General features: G+C 65.6%; 24 protein-coding genes. 13 read left to right on the top strand and 11 right to left on the bottom strand.

What is annotated here, in order from left to right; genetic code table 11:
- Positions 1–27: 27 nt before the first annotated feature.
- Positions 28–633 carry a nucleotide exchange factor GrpE gene (grpE, locus tag ACTUWL_RS16500; protein WP_021078185.1) on the bottom strand — a complete coding sequence of 202 codons (606 nt, stop codon included), beginning with the start codon at positions 631–633 and terminating at the stop codon, positions 28–30.
- 163 nt (positions 634–796) lie between these two features.
- The gene (hrcA, locus tag ACTUWL_RS16495) at positions 797–1,885 is read right to left on the bottom strand and encodes a heat-inducible transcriptional repressor HrcA (RefSeq protein WP_021078184.1); all 1,089 of its coding nucleotides are present in this window, start codon (positions 1,883–1,885) and stop codon (positions 797–799) included.
- Positions 1,886–2,067: 182 nt separating this feature from the next.
- On the opposite strand from hrcA, the gene rph reads away from it, so the two are divergent.
- From rph to hemW, 3 genes are read left to right on the top strand one after another with little or no spacing between them, the layout of a single operon-like run.
- On the top strand, positions 2,068–2,781 hold the full coding sequence (gene rph / locus ACTUWL_RS16490) for a ribonuclease PH (RefSeq protein ID WP_021078183.1): 714 nt from the start codon (positions 2,068–2,070) through the stop codon (positions 2,779–2,781).
- 11 nt (positions 2,782–2,792) lie between these two features.
- Positions 2,793–3,428, top strand: coding sequence for an RdgB/HAM1 family non-canonical purine NTP pyrophosphatase (rdgB, locus tag ACTUWL_RS16485; protein WP_035650842.1), 636 nt, complete (start codon positions 2,793–2,795; stop codon positions 3,426–3,428).
- Complete coding sequence (gene hemW / locus ACTUWL_RS16480) at positions 3,415–4,572, top strand: radical SAM family heme chaperone HemW (RefSeq protein WP_021078181.1); 1,158 nt, start codon at positions 3,415–3,417, stop codon at positions 4,570–4,572. The genes rdgB and hemW overlap by 14 nt, the downstream gene beginning before the upstream one ends.
- A gap of 309 nt (positions 4,573–4,881) precedes the next feature.
- Here the strand turns inward: hemW and ACTUWL_RS16475 are convergent, their stop codons facing one another.
- Positions 4,882–6,087 carry a penicillin-binding protein activator gene (locus ACTUWL_RS16475; RefSeq protein WP_021078180.1) on the bottom strand — a complete coding sequence of 402 codons (1,206 nt, stop codon included), beginning with the start codon at positions 6,085–6,087 and terminating at the stop codon, positions 4,882–4,884.
- A gap of 218 nt (positions 6,088–6,305) precedes the next feature.
- On the opposite strand from ACTUWL_RS16475, the gene rsmI reads away from it, so the two are divergent.
- The 4 genes from rsmI to ACTUWL_RS16455 all read left to right on the top strand — a co-directional run bounded on the left by rsmI (position 6,306) and on the right by ACTUWL_RS16455 (position 9,782).
- Positions 6,306–7,259 carry a 16S rRNA (cytidine(1402)-2'-O)-methyltransferase gene (rsmI, locus tag ACTUWL_RS16470; protein WP_021078179.1) on the top strand — a complete coding sequence of 318 codons (954 nt, stop codon included), beginning with the start codon at positions 6,306–6,308 and terminating at the stop codon, positions 7,257–7,259.
- Complete coding sequence (locus tag ACTUWL_RS16465) at positions 7,246–7,644, top strand: YraN family protein (protein WP_021078178.1); 399 nt, start codon at positions 7,246–7,248, stop codon at positions 7,642–7,644. The genes rsmI and ACTUWL_RS16465 overlap by 14 nt, the downstream gene beginning before the upstream one ends.
- Positions 7,645–7,674: 30 nt before the next feature.
- Positions 7,675–8,622, top strand: a complete 948-nt coding sequence (gene gshB, locus ACTUWL_RS16460) for a glutathione synthase (RefSeq protein WP_021078177.1) — start codon at positions 7,675–7,677, stop codon at positions 8,620–8,622.
- Positions 8,623–8,810: 188 nt separating this feature from the next.
- Entirely contained in the window at positions 8,811–9,782 is a 972-nt protein-coding gene (locus ACTUWL_RS16455; protein WP_021078176.1) for an MBL fold metallo-hydrolase, read from the top strand.
- Positions 9,783–9,856: 74 nt separating this feature from the next.
- Here ACTUWL_RS16455 and ACTUWL_RS16450 read toward each other — a convergent pair whose 3' ends face one another.
- Positions 9,857–10,600, bottom strand: coding sequence for a hypothetical protein (locus ACTUWL_RS16450; RefSeq protein WP_448214046.1), 744 nt, complete (start codon positions 10,598–10,600; stop codon positions 9,857–9,859).
- 223 nt (positions 10,601–10,823) lie between these two features.
- Here ACTUWL_RS16450 and ACTUWL_RS16445 point away from each other — a divergent pair, with 223 nt between their 5' ends.
- The 3 genes from ACTUWL_RS16445 to ACTUWL_RS16435 all read left to right on the top strand — a co-directional run bounded on the left by ACTUWL_RS16445 (position 10,824) and on the right by ACTUWL_RS16435 (position 15,379).
- Positions 10,824–12,374 carry a YifB family Mg chelatase-like AAA ATPase gene (locus tag ACTUWL_RS16445; protein ID WP_021078174.1) on the top strand — a complete coding sequence of 517 codons (1,551 nt, stop codon included), beginning with the start codon at positions 10,824–10,826 and terminating at the stop codon, positions 12,372–12,374.
- A 130-nt stretch (positions 12,375–12,504) separates the two neighbouring features.
- On the top strand, positions 12,505–13,023 hold the full coding sequence (locus tag ACTUWL_RS16440; protein ID WP_021078173.1) for a hypothetical protein: 519 nt from the start codon (positions 12,505–12,507) through the stop codon (positions 13,021–13,023).
- Between the two features lie 103 nt (positions 13,024–13,126).
- Positions 13,127–15,379, top strand: a complete 2,253-nt coding sequence (locus ACTUWL_RS16435; RefSeq protein WP_021078172.1) for a PAS domain-containing hybrid sensor histidine kinase/response regulator — start codon at positions 13,127–13,129, stop codon at positions 15,377–15,379.
- 168 nt (positions 15,380–15,547) lie between these two features.
- Here ACTUWL_RS16435 and coaA read toward each other — a convergent pair whose 3' ends face one another.
- The 7 genes from coaA to hisB form a co-directional block, all read right to left on the bottom strand.
- A complete protein-coding gene (coaA, locus tag ACTUWL_RS16430) occupies positions 15,548–16,504 on the bottom strand; it encodes a type I pantothenate kinase (protein WP_021078171.1) in 957 nt (318 codons plus the stop codon).
- Positions 16,505–16,519: 15 nt separating this feature from the next.
- A complete protein-coding gene (locus ACTUWL_RS16425; protein WP_021078170.1) occupies positions 16,520–16,843 on the bottom strand; it encodes a phosphoribosyl-ATP diphosphatase in 324 nt (107 codons plus the stop codon).
- A 109-nt stretch (positions 16,844–16,952) separates the two neighbouring features.
- Positions 16,953–17,729 (bottom strand): imidazole glycerol phosphate synthase subunit HisF, encoded by a 777-nt coding sequence (hisF, locus tag ACTUWL_RS16420; protein ID WP_021078169.1) that lies wholly within the window; start codon positions 17,727–17,729, stop codon positions 16,953–16,955.
- A gap of 9 nt (positions 17,730–17,738) precedes the next feature.
- The gene (gene hisA, locus ACTUWL_RS16415; protein ID WP_021078168.1) at positions 17,739–18,470 is read right to left on the bottom strand and encodes a 1-(5-phosphoribosyl)-5-[(5-phosphoribosylamino)methylideneamino]imidazole-4-carboxamide isomerase; all 732 of its coding nucleotides are present in this window, start codon (positions 18,468–18,470) and stop codon (positions 17,739–17,741) included.
- Complete coding sequence (gene hisH / locus ACTUWL_RS16410; protein ID WP_021078167.1) at positions 18,467–19,117, bottom strand: imidazole glycerol phosphate synthase subunit HisH; 651 nt, start codon at positions 19,115–19,117, stop codon at positions 18,467–18,469. Before hisH ends, hisA begins: the two co-directional genes overlap by 4 nt.
- Complete coding sequence (locus ACTUWL_RS16405; protein WP_021078166.1) at positions 19,114–19,644, bottom strand: DUF2628 domain-containing protein; 531 nt, start codon at positions 19,642–19,644, stop codon at positions 19,114–19,116. The genes hisH and ACTUWL_RS16405 overlap by 4 nt, the downstream gene beginning before the upstream one ends.
- A gap of 88 nt (positions 19,645–19,732) precedes the next feature.
- A complete protein-coding gene (hisB, locus tag ACTUWL_RS16400) occupies positions 19,733–20,326 on the bottom strand; it encodes an imidazoleglycerol-phosphate dehydratase HisB (protein ID WP_021078165.1) in 594 nt (197 codons plus the stop codon).
- Between the two features lie 182 nt (positions 20,327–20,508).
- Here hisB and hslV point away from each other — a divergent pair, with 182 nt between their 5' ends.
- From hslV to hslU, 3 genes are all read left to right on the top strand, one after another.
- Positions 20,509–21,066 (top strand): ATP-dependent protease subunit HslV, encoded by a 558-nt coding sequence (hslV, locus tag ACTUWL_RS16395; RefSeq protein ID WP_021078164.1) that lies wholly within the window; start codon positions 20,509–20,511, stop codon positions 21,064–21,066.
- A gap of 2 nt (positions 21,067–21,068) precedes the next feature.
- Positions 21,069–21,554, top strand: coding sequence for a GNAT family N-acetyltransferase (locus tag ACTUWL_RS16390; protein ID WP_021078163.1), 486 nt, complete (start codon positions 21,069–21,071; stop codon positions 21,552–21,554).
- Positions 21,555–21,665: 111 nt separating this feature from the next.
- A complete protein-coding gene (hslU, locus tag ACTUWL_RS16385; protein ID WP_021078162.1) occupies positions 21,666–22,970 on the top strand; it encodes an ATP-dependent protease ATPase subunit HslU in 1,305 nt (434 codons plus the stop codon).
- Positions 22,971–23,001: the final 31 nt, after the last annotated feature.

Here is a 23,001-nt window from a genome sequence, read left to right as displayed (position 1 = left end):
GCGCTCATCGTTCGAAGGTCGGACGGATCAGACCGTGATGTCGGCGCTTGGTGCAGCCTTGGCGCCGCCCTTGGAGACGCCGACCAGCGCCGGACGCAGGATGCGATCGCCGATCATGTAGCCGGCCTGCACCACCTGCACCACGGTGCCCGACGGCACCGACGCATCAGGCACTTCGAACATCGCCTGCTGGAAGTTCGGATCGAACTTCTCGCCGATCGGATCGAACTTCTTGACGCCGTTCTTCTCCAGCGCGTTGAGCAGCGAACGCTCGGTCAGCTCGACGCCTTCGATCAGCGCCTTCAGGCCGGGATCGGCGGATTCCTTGGTCTCGGCCGGCACGGCATCGATCGCGCGCTGCAGATTGTCGGCGATATCGAGCACGTCGCGGGCGAAGCCGGTGATGCCGTAGGTCTTGGCATCGGCGACCTCGCGGCGGGTGCGCTGACGGAGATTCTCCATCTCGGCCAGCGTGCGCAGCGTGCGGTCCTTCGCCTCGGCGAGTTCCTTGGCCAGCGCCTCGGCCGATCCCACCTCGGGATCGTCAGGCATGATGTAGGGCTTCGAGACCACGGGCTCACCCGTCGGCGCCGAATTCTCGGTGTTGTCATTGGCCCGGTTCGGATCGGTCATGGCGTGCCTTCTCGAAAACTCGCGTCGGTTCAAATCTTGGGGATTGCTTGCCGGGATATCGTGCTTTAGGCGGCGAAAATCAAGCGCAACATCCGGCTTCGGCAACAGGGATCTCCGGTTCGGGTCAAGAAAACCCTTCAAATGAAAGCGAAATCCAGCCCAGTCAGCCGCCCAGCATCTTGCTGACGATGCGCGCGGCATAATCGACGGTCGGAATCACCCGCGCATAATTCAGCCGCGTCGGGCCGATCACGCCGAGCACGCCGACGATCCGGCCCTGGGCGTCGCCATAGGGCGCGATGATGGTCGAGGAACCCGACAGCGAGAACAGCTTGTTCTCCGAGCCGATGAAGATCCGCACGCCTTCGCCGCGCTCGGCGCGGCCGAGCAGGTCGATCACGCCGCGCTTGGTCTCGAGATCGTCGAACAGCGACTTGATCCGCTCGAGGTCGTCGAGCGCATGCAGATCCTCGAGCAGATTGGCGTGACCGCGCACGATCAGCTGGCGGTCCTCGCTCTCGCCGCCGGACCAGCTGGCGATGCCGGCCGCGACCACTTTCTGGGTGAGCTGATCGAGCTCGGCTCGGTTCTGCGTCAATGCGGTCTCGAGCTCGAGCCGCGCTTCGGCCAGCGTCCGGCCGCGGATCCGGGCATTGAGGAAATTGGTCGCCTCCGTAAGGGCCGAGGACGGAACGCCCGGCGGCAGCGCCAGCACGCGATTCTCGACCTGGCCGTCCTCGCCGACCAGCACGACCAGCGCCTTCTCCGGCTCCAGCCGCACGAATTCGATGTGCTTCAGCCGCGCATTCGATTTCTGCGTCAGCACGACAGCCGCGGCACGGGTCAGCCCCGACAGCCGCGTCAAGGCTTCGCCGAGCGCCGCCTCGACGGATTGCGCGCGGCCGACCGCGGCCAGCTGGGTCTGGATCGACTGACGCTCGGCCTCGGTGAGGTCGCCGACCTGCATCAGGGCGTCGACGAAGAAACGCAGCCCGAGTTCGGTCGGCAGCCGCCCGGCCGAGGTATGCGGCGCATAGATCAGGCCGAGCTGCTCGAGATCCGACATCACGTTGCGGACCGAGGCCGGCGACAACGGTAATGCGATCAGGCGCGAAATGTTGCGCGAGCCGACCGGCTCGCCGGTCGCCAGATAGCTTTCGACGATTTGACGAAAAATATCCCGCGAACGCTCGTTGAGCTGGGCAAGCCCGGCATGCGGCGCGATCAGGCCGATCGGATCGTGGTGAGTCACACTCCAGTCCCTCACAATTGCTACCTAATTTGTCGATCCGGGAGGCCGGTGACAAGCATGCATTCGGCCCTCTGGTACCGGACCAATCCGGGGCCGAAAACCCTCGCCAAGACCCTTGCCGCTGCCCCCTGCCCCTCCTACAAGCACGCCCAGCTCTATCTGTCGGATTTTTGGAGGATTTCATGCGGCCAAGCCGCCGTGCGCCCGATGAACTGCGCCCCGTGTCGCTGGAACGCGGCGTCGTCAAATATGCCGAGGGTTCCTGCATGGTGAAGTTCGGCGATACCCATGTGCTGGTGACCGCGACGCTGGAAGAGCGGCTGCCGCCATGGCTGAAGGGCCAGGGCCGCGGCTGGGTCACCGCCGAATACGGCATGCTGCCGCGCGCCACCCTGGAACGCACCCGCCGCGAGGCCTCCGCCGGCAAGCAGGGCGGCCGCACGGTCGAGATCCAGCGGCTGATCGGCCGCTCGCTGCGCGCCGCCGTCGATCTCGAAGCGCTCGGCGAACGCCAGATCACGGTCGATTGCGACGTGATCCAGGCCGATGGCGGCACCCGCACCGCCTCGATCACCGGCGCCTGGGTGGCGCTGGCCGACTGCATCAACTGGATGAAGACCCGCAACATGCTGAAGACCAACGTGTTGCGCGACAACGTGGCGGCGATCTCCTGCGGCATCTACCAGGGCACCCCGGTGCTCGACCTCGACTATGCCGAGGACTCCGAGGCCGATACCGACGCCAATTTCGTCATGACCGGCGACGGCCGCATCATCGAGGTGCAGGGCACCGCCGAGAAGACGCCGTTCTCGCAAGACGAATTCCTGGCGCTGATGGCCTTGGCACGCAAAGGTGTCGCGCGTCTGGTCGACTTGCAAAAGATCGCGGTGGCGTAGTCAGATTGGTCATGCATCGCCGAATCACCGGAAGGCTCGTGATCGCCACCCACAATCCCGGCAAGCTTGCCGAGATGCGGGAACTGCTGGCGCCGCATGGCGTCGAGGCGGTGTCGGCCGGCGAGCTCGATCTGGCTGAGCCCGAGGAGACCGGCGACAGCTTTCGCGCCAATGCGGCGATCAAGGCGATCGCCGCAGCGAAGGCGACCGGATTGCCGGCCTTCGCCGACGATTCCGGCCTCGTGGTCGACGCGCTCGACGGTGCGCCGGGAATCTACTCGGCGCGCTGGGCCGGCGAGGGCAAGGACTTCATGGCGGCGATGACGCGGATCGAGCGGCTGCTGCAGGAGCGCGGCGCCACCGCACCGGAGCAGCGCAAGGCCCATTTCGTCTCCGCGCTGTGCGTGGCCTGGCCCGACGATCACCTCGAAGAGGTCGAGGCCCGGGTCGATGGAACCCTGGTCTGGCCGCCGCGCGGCACTGCCGGATTCGGCTATGATCCGGCGTTCCTGCCCGACGGTTACACGCGGACCTTCGGCGAGATGACCAGCATCGAGAAACACGGCTTGCCGCCGCTCGGGCTCGGCCTGTCGCATCGCGCCCGCGCCTTCGTGAAGCTCGCGGAGATCTGCCTTGAGCCACGCTGAACGAGAAGCTTTCGGCGTCTACGTGCACTGGCCGTTCTGCCTGTCGAAATGCCCGTATTGCGACTTCAACAGCCATGTGCGGCATGCGCCGGTCGACGAGGCGCGCTTCGTGCGCGCCTTCGCCCGCGAGATCGAGACCACGGCGGCGCGGGTGCCGGGGCGCGAGGTCACTTCGATCTTCCTCGGCGGCGGCACGCCGTCGCTGATGCAGCCGCAGACGGTCGGCGCCGTGCTCGATGCGATCGGCAAGCACTGGCATGTCGCGCGCGACGTCGAGGTCACGCTCGAGGCCAATCCGACCAGCGTCGAGGCGACGCGCTTTCGCGGCTATCGTGCCGCCGGTGTCAACCGCGTCTCGCTCGGCGTGCAGGCGCTGGACGACGCGTCGCTGAAGGCACTGGGCCGCCTGCACACCGCGCGCGAGGCGCTCGATGCGGTTGCGATCGCGCGTTCGGCGTTCGACCGCTACTCGTTCGATCTGATCTACGCCCGCCCCGACCAGACGCCGCGGATGTGGGCCGATGAATTGAAGCAGGCGATCTCGGAAGCGGCCGAGCATCTGTCGCTCTATCAGCTCACGATCGAGGAAGGCACGCCGTTCTTCGGGCTGCACGCCGCCGGCAAATTGCAGACGCCGGATGAAGCGACCTCGCGCGCGCTCTACGACGTGACGCAGGAGGTCTGTGCCCGCGAGGGATTGCCGGCCTACGAGATCTCCAACCACGCGCGCGCCGGCGCCGAGTGCAAGCACAATCTGGTCTATTGGCGCGGCGAGGAATATGCCGGCATCGGCCCCGGTGCACATGGAAGGCTCGACATCGATGGCGTCAGGCATGCGACCGCGACCGAGCGGCGTCCCGAGGCCTGGCTGCTCAATGTCGAGGAGCGCGGTCATGGCGTCGTCACCGATGACAGCCTCAACAGCGAGGAGCGCGCCGACGAATTCCTGCTGATGGGACTGCGGCTCGCCGAGGGCATCGATCCCAAGCGTTATGCGCAGCTCTCCGGCCGAAAGCTCGATCCGCACCGGATCGCGATGCTGCGCGAGGAAGGCGCGATCGCCGTCGATGCCGACGGACGGCTGCGCGTGACCAAATCGGGCTTCCCGGTGCTCGACGCCGTCGTCGCGGATCTCGCGGCTTAGATCGGCATGAAGTTGGGTTGAATCGGTTTGGCCACGAACACGATTCACCTCTCCCTTGGGAGAGGTCGATTTGCGCAGCAAATCGGGTGAGGGTTTACGGTCTATCGAGAGAGCAAGAGCCCTCACCCGGATTGCTTCGCAATCCGACCTCTCCCCGGCGGGGAGAGGTGAACCAAGACCGGGCTAAGCCGATTCCACCGAAACTCATCCCGCTTTAGGCATCCGCTGCCAAAATATCGAAAACAACCCCATGCAAAGCAGCCGGCGGGCACCGACGCTCGACAAGACGGTTCGACCGGCTGACGAAAATTAAGCCCCAAAACTCTTCGGCGAACCCGCAACCGGCGTGCTGCCGCCGGATGCCACCTTCATGACCGCGAGGCCGCGCTCGTTGGTGCCGTCGGAGCGGAAACGGAACAGGCCGTCGATGCCGGCAAAGCCGGACGGATTGGTCAGCGTCTCCGGCGCGAAGCGCTGCGCACCCTGGGTGCGTGCCAGCGCCGCCATCAGCGCCACGGCGTCATAGGCGAGCGTCGCGGTGCGCACCGGCTCGCCGCCGAATTTGGTGCGATAGCGGCCGGCGAAGCTGCGGAAGCCGGAGGGATCGGGTGCCGCATAGAGGCCGCCCTGCAAGACCGGGCTCGCGAACACCCGCGGATTGTCCCACAGCCCGGTGCCGAGCAGCTGGATGTTGCGCAGATTGGCGCCGGCAGCGGTCAGCGCGTCGGCGGTCGCGACAACAGAATCGCCATCGTCGGCAATCAACAGCGCATCGGCCTGGCCGAGCGATTGCGCCACCGTCCGCGCCGCGGCGGCGCGGTCCGCGCCATATTTCTCGAAGGCGACGACGCGGCCGTTCTTGCGGCCGGCCGCCTGCTTGAACGCGGCCTCGACCACGTTGCCATAGGCGTTGTCCGGCACCATCGCGGCGAACGAGCGTTTGCCGATGCCCGCGGAGTAATCGACGATACGGTTGATGTCGGATTCCGGCAGGAAGCTGAGCAGATAGACACCGCGACCGGCGACGCTCGAATCGGTGGAGAAGGCGATCACCGAGGTGCCGCGCGGCCGCGTCAGTTGCGCGACTGATGGCACCGAGCCTGCGAACAGCGGCCCCAGGATGATCTCGGCGCCTTCGGACAGCGCCTGCTGGGCACCCTGCGCGGCGCCCTGCGGGCTGCCGCCATCGTCCTTGATCAGGAGCTGGATATTCGGATTCTGGAATTCCGCCAGCGCCATTTCGGCGGCGTTGCGCATCGACTGCGCGGCGAGCCCGGCATTGCCTGCCGCCGACAGCGGCAGGATCAGCCCGATCTTGACCTGTCCGGTCCCGACCGCCTGCGGTTGCTGCTGCGGACCGGCAGGAACGCCTTCCGGGTTACCGCTGGAAAACTGGCTTAAACTCTGCTGGATACCGGAACAGGCCGCGAGCAACGGCGCGCTTGCAATCAGACCAAGCGCGGTTCGCCGGGTCGTGCCATCGGGTGGGGACTTGCGGTGATGCGGGCCTTCCATCGTCTCTCTTCTCTTGGCCGACCATGATCGGCCAGGACTCCACCCAGCCCTGATGAGGCGGGTGGATTCAGGCATATTGTCGGCGAATAGTTAACTAAAACAAAAGGATTATGGCCCCGCGGCGCCCTTGCCGCTGCCTTCATTTCCTTCCCTGGCGACGGCCTCTCCGCCGCCGTTTGCGGATGGCGGAAGCGCCGCCGTCCCTCTAGATTGCCATTATGCGCGCAAAAGCCAGTTCCCTCCACCATTCGGATGCCACGACGGGCGTTGCCGCCAGAAGCTTTTCGATCGGCGGCCAGCAGCTGGCCGCACCCAAGGCCAGGCCCGGGCTTCATCTGGTGGCGACCCCGATCGGAAACCTCGCCGACATCACCCTGCGGGCGCTGGAGACGCTGGCGGGGGTCGATGTCATCGCCTGCGAGGACACCAGGATTACGCGCCGGCTGACCGAGCGTTACGCGATCAGCGCGGAGCTCGCGCTCTATCATGAGCACAATGCCGCGCAGGCCCGTCCCAAGATCCTCGAGCGGCTGGCGCAGGGCGCCGCGATCGCGCTGGTATCCGATGCCGGTACGCCACTGATATCGGACCCCGGCTTCAAGCTGGTGCGCGAGGTCTGCGCCGCCGGGCATGCCGTGATCGCGGTGCCCGGGCCGTCATCGGTGCTGACGGCACTGTCGGTTGCGGCGCTGCCGACCGACCGGTTCTTCTTCGAGGGATTTTTGCCGGCGAAGGAGCATGCGCGCCGCGCGCGGCTCAATGAGCTCGCCCGAATCGATGCGACGCTTGTGATGTTCGAATCCGGCAATCGCGTGCAGGACACGCTGCGCGACCTCGCCGCGATCATGGGTGATCGCGATGCTGCGATCTGCCGCGAGCTGACCAAGCTGCACGAGGAGGTCAAGCGCGCGCCGGTCGCCGAGCTTGCGGCAAACGCGGACGCGCTGGAGACGCGCGGCGAATTCGTGCTCGTGATCGGGCCGCCGGCGGACGATGCCGGGGTGATGGATGAGAATGCGCTCGACGACCTGCTGCGCGCGCAGCTCGCCCGCGGCAGCGTCAAGGATGCGGTCGCGCATGCGGTCGAGCTGTCGGGCCGGCCGCGCCGCGAGGTCTATGCCCGCGCCCTCGAGCTCGCCAAAACCGTCGGGGACGGCGATGGCCAAAACTGACAGCGCGAAGACTGACAGCGCCTCGCCCGAGCGCGTCGCCGCTTTCCGCACCGGCCTGTCGGCCGAGAGCCGCGCCGCGGCCCTGCTGATCGCCAAGGGCTATCGCATCCTGGCAAGGCGCTTCCGCACCCCCTATGGCGAGATCGACCTCGTCGTGCGCCGGCGCAACCTCGTCGCCTTCGTCGAGGTCAAGGCCCGCGCCAGCCTCGATGAGGCCGCCTATGCGGTGACGCCGCGCCAGCAGCAGCGCATCGTCAATGCCGCCCAGGCCTGGCTGATGGCGCATCCCGAACATGCCGAATTTGACCTCAGGTTCGATGCCGTGCTGATTGCGCCGAGGAGCCTGCCGCGCCATCTGTTAGCGGCATTCGACGCCAGCCCTTAAAGTTACCCTCAGACCTCTCGGGATACGCCTATGACATTGAAGATCGCCGTCCAGATGGATCCCATCGCGCGCATCAACATCCGCGGCGATTCGACCTTTGCGCTGCTGCTCGAAGCCCAGAAGCGCGGCCACGGCATCTCCTATTACACGCCCGACAAGTTGTCGCTGCGCGGCGAGGAGCTGGTGGCGCCGGTGCAGCCGCTCACCGTGCGCGACGAGGTCGGCGATCACTTCACGCTGGGCGAAGCGAAGCGCGAGGCGCTCAACGGTTTCGACGTCGTGCTGCTGCGGCAGGATCCGCCGTTCGACCTCGCCTATATCACCTCGACGCACTTTCTGGAGCGCATCCATCCGAACACGCTGGTGGTCAACGATCCGGCCAGCGTGCGCAACGCGCCGGAAAAGCTGTTCGTGATGAATTTCCCGCAGCTGATGCCGCCGACCCTGATCTCGCGCGACCTCGACGAGATCAATGCGTTCCGCGACCAGCACGGCGCCGTCGTCATGAAACCGTTGCACGGCCATGGCGGCGCCGCGGTGTTCCGCGTGATGCCGCAGGACATGAATTTCGGCTCGCTGTTCGACATGTTCTCGGTCACCTTCAAGGAGCCCTGGGTGATCCAGCGCTTCCTGCCCGAGGTGAAGCATGGCGACAAGCGCATCATCCTGGTCGACGGCGAATTCGCCGGCGCCGTCAACCGCGTGCCGGCGGCGGATGATCTGCGCTCCAACATGGTGCGCGGCGGCGCGGCCAAGGCGACCGAGCTGTCGGATCGCGAGCGCGAAATCTGCGCCACGCTCGGACCGGCGCTGCGCGAGCGCGGCCTGCTGTTCGTCGGCATCGACGTGATCGACGGCAACCTCACCGAGATCAACGTGACTTCGCCGACCGGTATCCGCGCCATCCAGCGGCTCAATGGTCCCGATGTCGCGGCGATGATCTGGGATACCATCGAGAAGAAGCGCGCCGCGAAATAATCCTCCTCCCTTGTGCGTTGCACATGCCGGCTGAATTTGAGCCAGCGCTTTGTCGCGCCTGCGCTCTCCTTATTCTTCTTGCCAGCTTGCGCAGGCGCGGGCAGCATCCTCTTGCCTGTGTCAGGTCAAGCGGCGGGCCAACGCGGGCGACAACGCAACAAACTCATAAAAATTTGGAGGAAGACGTTATGACGCTCAATGTCTCACGACGATCCTTGCTCGCGCTCGGCGCCGGTCTCGGCGCCAGCACACTGCTCGGCGGCACCGCTTCGGCGCGCGCGCCGAAGCTCGGCACCCAGACACCCTATTGGCACCGCTTCGTGCTCGGCGATGCCGAAGTGACCGTCGTCTCCGACGGTCCGCTTCCGCTCGGCGATCCCTCCGGCACCTTCACCGGCGTGCCGAAGGAAGAGGTGAAGAAGATGCTCTCCGACAATTTTCTCTCGCCCGACAATGTCGTGCTCGAGCAGAATTCGCCGATCGTCAACACCGGCGACAAATTGATCCTGTTCGATACCGGCATGGGCACCTCCAAGGCGTTCGGTCCGACCACCGGCCGGCAGCAGAAGAGCATGCAGGAAGCCGGCATCAAGCCGGAGGACATCGACGCCGTCGTGCTGTCGCACGCCCATATCGATCATATCGGCGGCATCGTCGGCGCCGACGACAAGCCGCTGTTCCCGAATGCGCAATACTACATCGCGCAGAGCGATCTCGATTTCTGGACCGACGAAGGCAAGATGGGCAGTCCGCTGAAGGACTTCGTCGTGCACGCCCGCAAGAACCTGCTGCCGGTGCGCGACCGCATCGTGTTCTTCAAGGACGGCCAGGAATTCCTGCCCGGCGTGACCGCGATCGCAGCGCCCGGCCACACCGTGGGCCACACCATCTTCATGGTGAGCTCGGGCGGCAAGTCGTTCGCCTTCCTCGGCGACCTCTCGCATCACGCGGTGCTGCTGCTGGAGCGGCCGCGGATGGAATTCTCCTATGACACCGACCCGAAGCAGGCGGCGGCCTCGCGGGTCAAGCTCTTGGAGACGCTGGCCGCCAACAAGACGCCTGTGATGTCCTATCACTTCGCCTGGCCCGGCTACGGCCACGTCGCCAAGGCCGGCGAGGGTTTTCATTACTATCCAGAGCCGATGCAGATGACGCTGTAATCGTACGAGGCTCCGTGAGGGTGACAGCTTGTCACCCTCACGGAAAAGCTAACAATATCTCACATCAGGCACCTTCAAGGCTTAGCGCTATTTGCTTGATCCAAGTGAATAAGCCAGCGCAAGAACGCGGTACCATTACTTATCGCCAAAATCGCGAGATCAATGGGCGGCTGAACCGGCTCTTCACTACCCTGCTCATGGCGATAATTGTGCGAGGAATCTATCCAGTCCCTGAACGATGCCAGCTGTTTGTTAGCTGCTCGCATTGCGGTTGCGTCGTTCGCGTGCGTCTGCTGAATAGTCGAACCTAGGTGAGTTTCCGCAGCTCCGGCATTTAACTGGGGCGCAGAAGGAAACATCAGACGAAAAAGCCCCTCTACCGCGCTAAAAATTGCTCGCCAAGCGTCTTTTCCATTAGGAGGCTGCTCCGCCAGTTGGTCGGATATTCGTTCGAATGCCGCTAGGCTGTTCGAATATCGGGCATTCTGGAGTCCAGCCAAGGTGGACCGACGGTTCCTCTGAAATTCTTGGTCTACGGCTGGATGGACAACGCAACTTTCATCGATTTCATACGCAAGGCGTTCTTCAGTAAAGATGCGCCGAACCTCCAGCTGCCAAAGGCGTGCTCCGGCCGATTGGCCTCTCTTTACGAAGAAAGTATTGGCGAGTGTAATGCAATCAAGAAAGTCGCGAACGTCGCATTTCTCGCAAAATGAGATCCATTCGATATTGTAGGTAGCCTTTACCCGAATTCCCAACTCGCGCTCCAAGAGATCTCGCAGTTCTGGCGTGGTGTCGTCGGTGCTGACTCTCTCCATCAGCTTTCCGACGCGTCGGCGAGCGCGCGGGCTGTCCGATACCGGTCCTGCTTGATCAATGTAGAGTTGGCTGTAACGGGACACATTGCCCTCACTTCAGTTCACAAGAGCTTCGTCGGCAGCATCCTTACCATGAGGAGGTTGCCGCTGAAGTTTGTTCCCGTAATGTTCTTGCGCTTTCCACCAGTTTCCACTACCCTTAATTGCGGAAGATAGGGGCAGCATGGTCCAGCGGGTTTCCACCGTCGCATTCGAGGGGATTGAGGCCCGCGCGGTCGACGTGCAGGTCCAGGTCGCGCCGGGACTGCCGGCGTTTACGATCGTCGGCCTGCCTGACAAGGCGGTGTCGGAGGCGCGCGAGCGGGTGCGCTCGGCACTGATCGCCTCGGGGCTGGCGCTGCCCGCCCGCCGCATCACGGTCAACCTCGCGCCGGCCGACCTGCCCAAGGAGGGCAGCCATTACGACCTGCCGATCGCGCTCGGCCTGATGGCGGCGATCGGGGCGATCCCGCCGGATGCGCTGAGCGGCTTCACCGTGCTCGGCGAACTCGGGCTCGACGGCTCGATCGCAGCCGTGGCGGGCGTGCTGCCCGCCGCGATCGGCGCCAATTCGCGCGACGAGGGGCTGATCTGTCCGGCCGCCTGCGGCTCGGAAGCCGCCTGGGCAAGCCCGGACATCCAGATCATCGCGGCGCACTCGCTGATCCAGATCGCCAACCACTTCAAGGGCACGCAGCTGCTGTCGCGGCCGCAGCCGAAGGTGCAAGACCAGAACGAGGCGCGCGAGGAAACGCTGCTCGACCTGCGCGACATCAAGGGCCAGGAGAGCGCCAAGCGCGCGCTCGAGATCGCGGCCGCCGGCGGGCATCATCTGCTGATGATCGGCTCGCCCGGCGCCGGCAAGTCGATGCTGGCGGCGCGGCTGCCCTCGATCCTGCCGCCGCTGTCGCCGTCCGAATTGCTCGAGGTCTCGATGATCGCCTCCGTCGCCGGCGAGATCCGCGACGGCGCGTTGACGGCGCGGCGCCCGTTCCGCAGCCCGCATCATTCCGCCAGCATGGCCGCGCTGACCGGCGGCGGCATGCGCGCCAAGCCGGGCGAGATCTCGCTCGCGCATCAGGGCGTGCTGTTCCTCGACGAATTGCCGGAGTTCGATCCGCGGGTGCTGGATTCGCTGCGCCAGCCGCTGGAGAACGGCGAGGTCTCGGTGAGCCGGGCCAACCATCGCGTGACCTATCCGGCGCGCTTCATGCTGGTCGCGGCGATGAACCCGTGCCGCTGCGGCCACGCCTATGAGCCCGGCTATTCCTGCAAGCGCGCACCTGTCGACCGCTGCACCGCCGACTACCAGATGCGGATCTCGGGCCCGCTGATGGACCGCATCGATCTGCGGATCGAGGTGCCCGCCGTGACCGCGGCGGACCTGATCCTGCCGCCGCCGGCGGAGGGCTCGGCCGAGGTCGCCGCGCGTGTTGCGGCGGCGCGCGACATCCAGCTCGCACGCTATGCTGCGGCCGGCATGCCGCAGATCCGCACCAATGCGGAAGCACCGAGCGCGCTGCTCGAGACCATCGCGCAGCCCGACGCGCACGGTCAGAAGCTGCTCCGCGAGGCGGCCGACACCATGCGCCTCACCGCGCGCGGCTATCACCGCGTGCTGCGGGTGGCGCGCACGCTCGCCGATCTCGACGGCGCGGAGACGATCGGCCGGCTGCACCTCGCCGAAGCGCTGTCCTATCGTGCATTGGCCGACGATTTGCGCCGCGCCGCCTGACCAAGACCCAAGCCTGTTTCAATTCGCGGCGGAATCGCGCGCGTCAACTGCACGGTAACCACTCTCATTTACGCTCCGCAAACCATAAGCACCGCGATCCGCGGCACGCTTGGGTCGAGCGAGTTGTGTCATGTTGCGTATGAAGGTTCTGGCCTCGGTGGTCCCGCTTGCCGTGGCCGCGGTATTTGCCCGCGCTGAATTCCTGCCGGGTCCCCGGCCCTGCATCGAGGCCGGCGGCGCCACGATGCAGATCGCATCGGTGCCCTGGCAGGCGCAGCTTCACGTCAGCTTCACCGACGACCCCGACCTTGCCACCGTCCGGGTCCGGATCGCCGACAGCGCCGACGCGGCCGACTTCACCGTGATCGACGACATCGACGATGCCGAGGCCGGCGCCTGCGAAAGCAACGCGGTGCCGCAGCTGATCGGGATTTCGAGCGAGCCGACCGCAACCGGTCCGGTCATCTATCTTTCCCACGACGGTCCGTTCGATTACCGCGTCTACGTGCAGTCGAAGACGTTCTCCGCGCGCGATGCCGCGGCCCTGATCGTCAGCGCCCGCGGCGGCCATCGCCGCCTCGACGCGGCATCGCTCGCACCTCACACGCGCTTCCGCCGCCAGACCATGGCGCAGTTAACCCTCCGCTAACCCTGTTCCGAGGGCTGCCCGAAAAGGCCACCAACCTCAAGCACTTTGCAAGATCGCCGACGCATCGTCGGCACCAGAACGGGTACTCTCAGGACCACCATTGATGGGGCGTTTCTTCCGGATCAAGTTGCGCTTTCGCCGCTTCCTGCGGCGCCATTCCTGGGTCGCGACGATCATCCGCTCCTTCACGATCTTCTCCATCGCGTTCGGCAGCGCGTTCGGCTTCATTTCCGGCGCCCTCTCGCAACAGAGCGGCTATGACCCCAATACATTCGCGATCGGCGTCAGCTTCCTGTTCGCGCTGGCCTGCCTCTGGATCGTGACGCTCGGCATCCGCCTGCGGCTGATGCGCACGAGATTGCGCACCATCGCCATGCACAACGAGGCGATGGCCGACCGCAACTGGGAACTGCAGGAAGCCGAGCAGCGCGCCTCCACCCTGTTCGAGGCGCAGGACGATTTGATCGTGCTGCGCGACCTCGACGGCCGCATCACCTATGCCAACGACTCCTATTGCGAGCTGGCGCAGACTTCCCGCAGCGAACTGATCGGCAGCACCGACACGCTCAAGGTGCTCGAGCAGGGCGACACCGCGCTCGAATCCAACGGCACGCGGGTCTACGACCAGAAGATCGACGGACCGCTCGGACCGCGCTGGATCGCCTGGCGCGAGGGCCTCGTGCGCAACGATGCCGGCGCGCCGGCGGAGATGCAGAGCGTCGGCCGCGACGTCACCGACCGCACCGAGAGCGAGCGCGCGCTGGCCGAGGCGCGTGATCAGGCCGACGCCGCCAACCGCGCCAAGTCGCGCTTCCTGGCGATGGCGAGCCACGAGATCCGCACGCCGCTGAACGGCATCATCGGCATGAGCGGGCTGTTGATGGACACGCAGCTAACGCCGGAGCAGGTGACCTACGTCAAGGCGGTCAAGACCTCCGGCGATGCGCTGATGGCGCTGATCGAGGAGCTGCTCGACTATTCCAAGATCGAAGCCGGCAAGATCGATCTCGAACACCGCGCCTTTGCGCTGTCCGGCCTGATCGAGGACATCACCGAACTGCTGGCGCCGCGCGCGCAAACCAAAGGCATCGAGATCGCCGCCTATGTCGACGAGCGGCTGCCGATGCAGGTGACCGGCGACGCCGCGCGGCTGCGCCAGGTGCTGCTCAATCTCGCCGGCAACGCCATCAAGTTCACCGCGACCGGCGGCGTGGCGCTGATCGTCGAGCCCGGGATCTGGCCGAACGAGATCAGCTTCCTGGTTCGCGATACCGGCATCGGCATCGCACCGGAGGCGCAGCAGCGCATCTTCCGGGAGTTCGAGCAGGCCGACGACCGCATCGCCCGCAGCTATGGCGGCACCGGTCTCGGCCTCTCGATCAGCGACCGCATCGTCAAGCGCATGGGCGGCCGCATCACGCTGGCAAGCACGCCCGGTTCAGGCTCGACCTTCGAGGTGTCGATCCCGCTCGCCGCCGCCGACACCGGCGAGGCCGACGGCTTCACCGCGCCCGATCTCGCCGGCCAGTCGATCATGCTGGTCGCGCCGCACAGCATCGAGGCGTCGCTGATCTCGCGGCGGCTGCAGCGCTGGGGCGCGCAGACCTGCATCGTGTCGGATGCCGATGTCGCCGAAGCGCTGCTGCCGGAGCGAAGCTGGCACACGGTGCTGATCGACCACACGCTCGGCACGCAGGCGATCGAGGCATTCGCCGAAGCGGCCCGCATCCACGCAACGCATCGCATCGTGATGGTCACACCGGCGACGCGGCAGGACTTCGCGGCCTTCGAGACAGCGATGTTCACCGGCTATCTGGTCAAGCCATTGCGCGCATCGTCGCTCGCCGCGCGCCTGACCGCGTCACCGGAAATCGCCGCGCCAAGCCTTGTGATCGAGGCTGTCACCGAGCCCGCGCCGACCGCACCGGCGGCCGCGCCGGCAGGCAAGGGGCTCTCGATCCTGGTTGCGGAAGACAACGAGATCAACGCGCTCCTGATGCGCTCGCTGCTCGCGCGGCTCGGCCACGACGTGGTCATCACGACCAATGGCGAGCAGGCGATGGAATCCTGGCTTTCGGCGACATCGGCCGGCACGCCTTACGATCTCGTGCTGATGGATATCCAGATGCCGCGCCTCAACGGCATCGAGACCACCAGGCAGATCCGCGCGCAAGAATCCGGCGGGCTGTCCGGACGCCGGACGCCGATCCTGGCGCTGACCGCCAACACGATGGTGGAAGATCGCTATGCCTGCTTCGAGGCCGGCATGGACGGCTTCCTGATCAAGCCGCTCGACCGCGAGAAGCTGGAAGAAGCCCTCGCGGGCCTCGCCGCAGGGCGGCATATCGCGGCGTAGGTGCCGCAAATTCCGCGTCGTCCCGGCGAAGGCCGGGACCCATAACCACTGAAGCGAGTTTGGCGATCGGTTGCGGCCACAGCCTGCGAATCGCAAACAGCTGTGGCTATGGGTCCCCGCTTTCGCGGGGACGACAGCTGTGATGTGGCAAGCTTGAGTGGCTAAGAATTACAGCCGCCGCAGCGCGACCGACTGCACCACATGATCGGCCCCCTTCTTCAGGATCAGGGTCGCGCGCGGGCGGGTCGGCAGGATATTGTCCTCGAGATTGGCGAGGTTGGTGCGCTCCCAGATCGCGATCGCGGTCGCGGTGGCTTCCTCGTCCGACAGCAGCGCATAGCGGTGGAAGTAGGACCGGGGATCCGTGAACGCGGTATCGCGCAGCGCCAGGAAGCGCTTGATGTACCAGTTCCGCAGCACGGCCTCGTCGGCGTCGATATAGACCGAGAAGTCGAAGAAGTCGGACACGAACGGCACCGCCTTGCCGTCGCGCGGCAGCCGCCCGGTCTGCAGCACGTTGACGCCCTCGACGATCAGGATGTCGGGCTGGTCGATCTCGACCCATTTGTTCGGCACGATGTCGTAGGTCAGATGCGAATAGACCGGCGCGCGCACCCGGCGCCGTCCGGCCTTGATGTCGCTGAGGAACGACAGCAGCGTCGGCAGGTCGTAGCTTTCCGGAAAGCCCTTCTTCTGCATGATGCCCTGCCGCTCGAGCACGGCATTGGGAAACAGGAAACCGTCGGTCGTGATCAGATCGACCTTCGGCCGCGGCGACCAGCGCGCCAAGAGCGCCTGCAGCACGCGCGCGGTGGTGGACTTGCCGACCGCAACTGAACCGGCGACGCCGACGATGTAGGGCATCTTGCGATCGCGGATCGCGAGGAACTGGCGCTGCGAATAATACAGCCGCTGGGTGGCATCGACATAGATCGAGAGCAGCCGCGACAGCGGCAGGTAGATGTCCTCGACCTCCTGCAGATCGAGGCGGTCGTGCATCGAGCGCAGGCGGTCGAACTCGCCGGGCTCCAGCGTCATCGGCGTATCGTCGCGCAGATGCGACCATTGCTGGCGCGTGAAGACGCGGTAGGGGTTGTACTGTTGATCTGGTGCCCGGATGTCCATGAGGCCCTCCCGTGATCAATCGCGCTTGCGCGATGCCTTCTCTTCCAGTCCGGACATCGCGGTGCGCTTCTCCAGCGCAGCCTCGACATCCTCCAGCTTCACGCCGCGTGATTTCAGGAGAACCAGCAGGTGAAACACCAGATCGGCACTTTCCGCGATGAGATGATCGCGGTCATTCTCGACTGCGGCGATCACGGTCTCGACCGCTTCCTCGCCCAGTTTCTTGGCGCAGTGCTCCGCGCCCTTGTCGAGCAGCTTGCGGGTATAGGACGCCTCGCCGCCCGATGCAGCGCGGGCGTCGATGGTGGCGGCCAGATCGTGGACCGTGAAACGCGACATCAACTCAACTCAAGCATGCGCATCGGCACCGCCAAGGTGCCATCCCTAACTGGGGACTTAGCATTTTTGTGACAAGGAGTCCCAGATCACTGTGTTTCCGAGCCACGCGCTAGGGATCGAGCCGCATCGGCAGGCCGGCGCGCACCATGTGATCCTTGGCCTGGCGGATGGTGAATTCCCCGAAGTGGAAGATCGACGCGGCCAGCACACCGGTGGCGTGACCCTCGCGGACGCCATCGACGAGATGATCGAGATTGCCGACGCCGCCGGACGCGACGACCGGTACGGGGACACTGTCCGCGATCGCCCGGGTCAGCGGCAGATCAAAGCCCTGTCGCGTGCCGTCGCGGTCCATCGAGGTCAGCAGGATTTCGCCGGCGCCGAGGGCTACGACCTCCTGGGCATATTCGATGGCATCGATCCCGGTGGCATTACGCCCACCATGGGTGAAGATCTCCCAGCGGTCGGAGCCGCCGGCGCGCTTGACCCGTTTGGCGTCGATCGCAACCACGATGCATTGCTCGCCGAACTTCTCGGCGGCTTCCTTGACGAACTCGCGGCGGCTGACCGCCGCCGAATTGATCGAGACCTTGTCGGCGCCATATCGCAGCAGGGTCTTGATGTCGTCGACGGTGCGGACGCCGCCGCCGACGGTCAGCGGCATGAAGCAGGCCTCCGCCGTCCGCCGCACCACGTCCAGCATGATGCCGCGGTTTTCATGGGTGGCGGTGATGTCGAGGAAGGTCAGCTCGTCGGCGCCGGCGGCGTCATAGGCGATCGCGGCCTCGACCGGATCGCCGGCGTCGCGCAGGTCGACGAAGTTGACGCCCTTGACCACGCGCCCGTCCTTGACGTCGAGGCAGGGGATCACGCGAACCTTGAACATGGCAGTCTCCTAGACCGCGGAACGGATCAGTTGAAGCGCGGCGGCGGGATCAAGTCGTCCATCATAGAGCGCGCGGCCGACGATGGCGCCGGCGAGTTTTTTGGCACGAGGCTCAAGCAGCGCCTTGACGTCGTCGATCGAGGCGAAGCCGCCGGAGGCGATCACCGGGATCGAGATGCGGTCGGCGAGCGCAATGGTCGCATCGAGGTTGAGGCCCTTAAGCAGCCCGTCACGCGCGATGTCGGTGAAGATGATCGCGGCAACGCCGGCATCCTCGAAACGCTGCGCGATCTCGAGCGCGGTGACATGCGAGGTCTCGGCCCAGCCTTCGACCGCGACCTTGCCGTCGCGCGCGTCGAGGCCCACCGCCACGCGGCCGGGGAATTTTCTCGCTGCGCCCTTCACGAGCTCGGGATCGCGCACCGCGGCCGTGCCGATGATGACGCGCGTAATGCCCTTGTCGAGCCAGGCCTCGATGGTTGTGAGGTCGCGGATGCCGCCGCCGAGCTGCACCGGCATAGTGACCGCCTTCAGCATCGCCTCCACCGCATGGGCATTCATCGGCTTGCCGGCAAACGCGCCGTCGAGATCGACGACATGGAGATATTCGAAGCCCTGCGCGGCGAAGCTTGCAGCCTGCGCCGCCGGATCGAGATTGAACACGGTGGCGCGCGCCATGTCGCCCTGCTCCAGGCGCACGCACTGGCCGTTCTTCAGATCAACCGCTGGAAAGAGAATCACGGCTTCCACTTCAAGAAATTGGAGATCAGAGCGAGGCCGAAGCGCTGGCTCTTCTCGGGGTGAAACTGGGTGCCGATCGCGGTGTCCTTGCCGACGATCGCGGTCACCGGCCCGCCATAGTCGGCGCGCGCCAGCACGTCCGCCTCGTTGGCGGCGTTGAGGTGGTAGGAGTGCACGAAATAGGCGTGGCGCCCCTTCGGCCCGAGCGGCAGCCGCTCCAGCACCGGGTGCTCGCGCACCATGTCGAGCGTATTCCAGCCCATGTGCGGGACCTTCAGGTTCTCGTCGCGCGGCTCGATCTTGACGACATCGCCGCCGATCCAGTTGAAGCCTTCGGTGATCACGTGCTCCTTGCCGCGCGTCGCCATCAGCTGCATGCCGACGCAGATGCCGAAGAACGGCCGCGCCTTGACCCGCACCGCCTCGGTCAGCGCTTCCAGCATGCCGTCGACCGCGTCGACGCCGCGGCGGCAATCGGCGAACGCGCCGACACCGGGCAGCACGATCCGATCGGCGCGATACACCGCGTCGGGATCGCGCGTCACCTTGATGGCTTGCGGATCCTCCATGCTGCGCGCGGCGCGCTCGAAGGCCTTCGCCGCCGAATGCAGATTGCCGGAGCCGTAATCGATGATTGCGACGGTCATCGTGATCCTCCTGGCTCTGGAAACAATCCGATGATGCCGCCCTGCGGCATCGGCGGGGGTTTTGAGAATGATTGACCCGGAACATCCCGGGTCGGCGGCGGGCCGCCGCGATCGACCGCGCGCTGGTCGTTGACGACGCCGCGATGCCGCGCGGTCCAGCGCTCGAAGAAGCGGCGTTCGGCGGCATCGACATTGTCGGCGAGCACGATGTCGAGCTGGCGCCATTTGCGCCGCGACAGCGTCCAGCGTTGCAACGTTGCGGCCTCCAGCCCGATCAGCACCATCAACACCAGATCGACGAGCACGATCGCGCCGCGGCCGATCCCGAGCTTGGCCAGCGCATAATCGATCGCGAAGGTAAGGACGATCCAGCCGATCAGCGCCAGCCAGAGCCTGTTCCAGGCCAGCCAGAGCGCACCCGCGACGGCGGCCCAGACATGGAAGCCGTCGCGCACGAAGACGAATTTGTCGGTCACCGCGAGATCGGCGCCGTGGGCCACGGGGGCATGCACTGTATAGACCGGCATCGAACGCTCCGCCGAGGATGGACTCTTACTTGCCGCATGATCTCCGGGAAAACCGGTGGCACCGTGCCCGGATTCATGCTCCCGCGGATCAGCCGCCGAGCTGACCCTTTGTCGAGGGCACTTCGCCCTGGGCGCGCGGATCGATCGCAACCGCGGTCCGGAGCGCCCTCGCCAAACCCTTGAAACAGGACTCGGAGATATGATGGCTGTTCTCGCCATATAGGGTCTCGACGTGCAGAGTCACGCCGGCGTTCATCGCGAAGGCGTTGAACCACTCGCGCACCAGCTCGGTGTCGAACTCCCCGATCTTGTCGCGCGGGAACTCGACCTTGAACACGAGCACCGGGCGGCCGGAAATGTCGATCACGACGCGCGACAGCGTCTCGTCCATCGGCATGTGGATCGAGGCGTAGCGGGTGATGCCGGCCATGTTGCCGAGCGCCTGCTTGACGGCCTGGCCGAGCGCGATTCCGACGTCTTCCGTGGTGTGGTGGTAATCGACATGGAGATCGCCATCCGCCTTCACGGTGATGTCGATGCGCGAATGCCGGGCGAGGAGGTCGAGCATATGGTCGAAGAAGCCGATCCCGGTCGAAACCGTGGATACGCCTGCCCCGTCGAGGTTGACCGTCACCTCGATGTCGGTCTCCTTGGTCTTGCGCTTGATGGTTGCCGTGCGCATGAAGATTGAGCTTTCCCGTGCCGAAAACGCCGGTCTTTTAACAGGCTGATGTCACCTTCGCTACTGCGGGATGACGCCAAAAGTGCCCAACTTCGGCCTATGGTGACCGAGATTCCGCGCCAAATCGGCCGATTGTAACCCTCTTGCAGACCACCTAAATCTGCCCCCGAGAGAGGTAACCTATGCAAGCATCCCAAAACGAGCTGCCGGTCTGGCATGGCACCACGATCTGCACCGTCCGCAAGGGCGGCAAGGTGGTGATCGGCGGCGACGGGCAGGTCTCGATCGGCCAGACCGTGATCAAGGCCAACGCCAAGAAGGTTCGCCGGATCGGCAAGGGCGACGTGATCGGCGGCTTTGCCGGCGCCACCGCCGACGCCTTCACCCTGTTCGAGCGGCTGGAAAGCAAGCTGGAGCAATATCCGGGGCAACTGACCCGGGCAGCCGTCGAGCTCGCCAAGGACTGGCGGACCGACCGCTATCTGCGCCGGCTCGAGGCCATGATGATCGTGGCCGACAAGGACGTCTCCCTGGTGCTGACCGGCACCGGCGACGTGTTGGAGCCGGAATCCGGCGTCATGGCGATCGGCTCCGGCGGCAATTATGCCCTCGCCGCAGCCCGTGCGCTGGTCGATACCGAGAAGGACGCCGAGACCATCGTCCGCCGCGCGCTGGATATCGCCGCCGATATCTGCGTCTACACCAACCGCAACGTGACGATCGAGACGATCGGCGGCTGAGCATGGCCGGCCGCTATCATTTCCGCCCGATGACGACGGCCGACCTGCCACTGATCAAGCTGTGGCTGGCGCATCCGCATGTCCGGGAGTGGTGGGGCGATCCGGCTGAGCAATACGCGCTGGTCAGCGGCGACCTCGGCGAGCCGGCGATGGACCAGTTCATCGTCGCCGCCGAGGGCAACGATTTTGGTTACCTGCAGTGCTACGACCTGACGGAATGGAATTGCGGCCTCGGCGTGCAACCTGTGGGCACCCGCGGCATCGATCTCTTCATCGGCGAACCGGATATGATGGCCGGTGGCCACGGCTCGGCGCTGATCCGCGCCTTTGTCGAGGAACGGCTGGCACGGGGCGCGCCGCGCATCGTCGCCGATCCCAATCCGGTCAATGCCCGCGCCGTGCGCGCCTATGCGAAGGCCGGCTTCCAGGAAGCCGGCATGGTCGAGACGCCTGACGGGCCGGCGCTATTGATGGTCCGCGACAAATGAACCAAAGCATGAGCCGGAAAAGTGCGAAGCGGTTTTCCGAAAAGATCATGCTCAAACAACAGGCGCGGAACGGCGCTTGCCGAGACAGTTGTTTCAACCTAGCTAGAGCCAATGACCGACTTCTCCCCCCGCGAAATCGTTTCTGAACTTGACCGTTTCATCGTCGGCCAGGCCGACGCCAAGCGTGCGGTGTCGATCGCGCTGCGCAACCGCTGGCGGCGGCTGCAGCTTGCCGGCTCCCTGCGCGAGGAAGTTCTGCCCAAGAACATCCTGATGATCGGGCCGACCGGCGTCGGCAAGACCGAGATCGCGCGGCGGCTGGCCAAGCTCGCGGCCGCACCGTTCCTCAAGGTCGAGGCCACCAAGTTCACCGAGGTCGGCTATGTCGGCCGCGACGTCGAGCAGATCGTCCGCGACCTGGTCGAGGTTGCGATCGCGCAGACCCGCGAGCGCAAGCGCAAGGACGTCCAGGCCCGCGCCCAGCTCGCCGCCGAGGAGCGCGTGCTGGATGCGCTGGTCGGCCCGGGATCGAGCCCGGCAACGCGTGAATCGTTTCGCAAGAAGCTGCGCGCCGGCGAACTCAACGACAAGGAAATCGAGATCGAGACCCAGTCGTCGGGCAGCGGCATGCCGATGTTCGAGATCCCCGGCATGCCCGGCGCCCAGATGGGCGCGATCTCGCTCGGCGACATCTTCGGCAAGATGGGCGGACGCAGCAAGACCCGCCGCCTGACCGTGGAAGGCTCGCACGAGATTCTCGTCAACGAGGAATCCGACAAGCTGCTCGACACCGACCAGCTGGTGCAGGAGGCGATCAACGCGGTCGAGAACAACGGCATCGTGTTCCTCGACGAGATCGACAAGATCTGCGTGCGCGAGAACCGCGCCGGCGGCGACGTCTCGCGCGAGGGCGTGCAGCGCGATCTGCTGCCGCTGATCGAGGGCACCACGGTCTCGACCAAGCACGGCGCGGTCAAGACCGACCACATCCTGTTCATTGCATCCGGCGCCTTCCACATCGCCAAGCCGTCGGACCTGCTGCCGGAGCTGCAGGGCCGCCTGCCGATCCGCGTCGAGCTGCAGGCGCTGACCCGCGACGACATGCGCCGGATCCTGACCGAGCCGGAGGCCTCGCTGATCAAGCAATACGTCGCGCTGATGAAGACCGAGGGCGTGACGCTCGACATCACCGACGGCGCGATCGACGCGCTTGCCGACGTCGCGGTGGCGGTCAATTCCACGGTCGAGAATATCGGCGCGCGGCGGCTGCAGACCGTGATGGAGCGGGTGCTCGACGAGATCTCCTTCACCGCCCCGGATCGCCACGGCGAGACCATCCAGGTCGACGCCGACTACGTGACCAAGCACGTCGGCGATCTCGCGAAGAACGCCGATCTCAGCCGGTTTATTTTGTAGGCGGTTGCAGCCTCTCGTCGCCCCGGCGAAG

This window comes from Bradyrhizobium sp. WCU1 (genome assembly GCF_053474805.1).
This window is presented reverse-complemented; position numbering and strand designations above follow the sequence as displayed.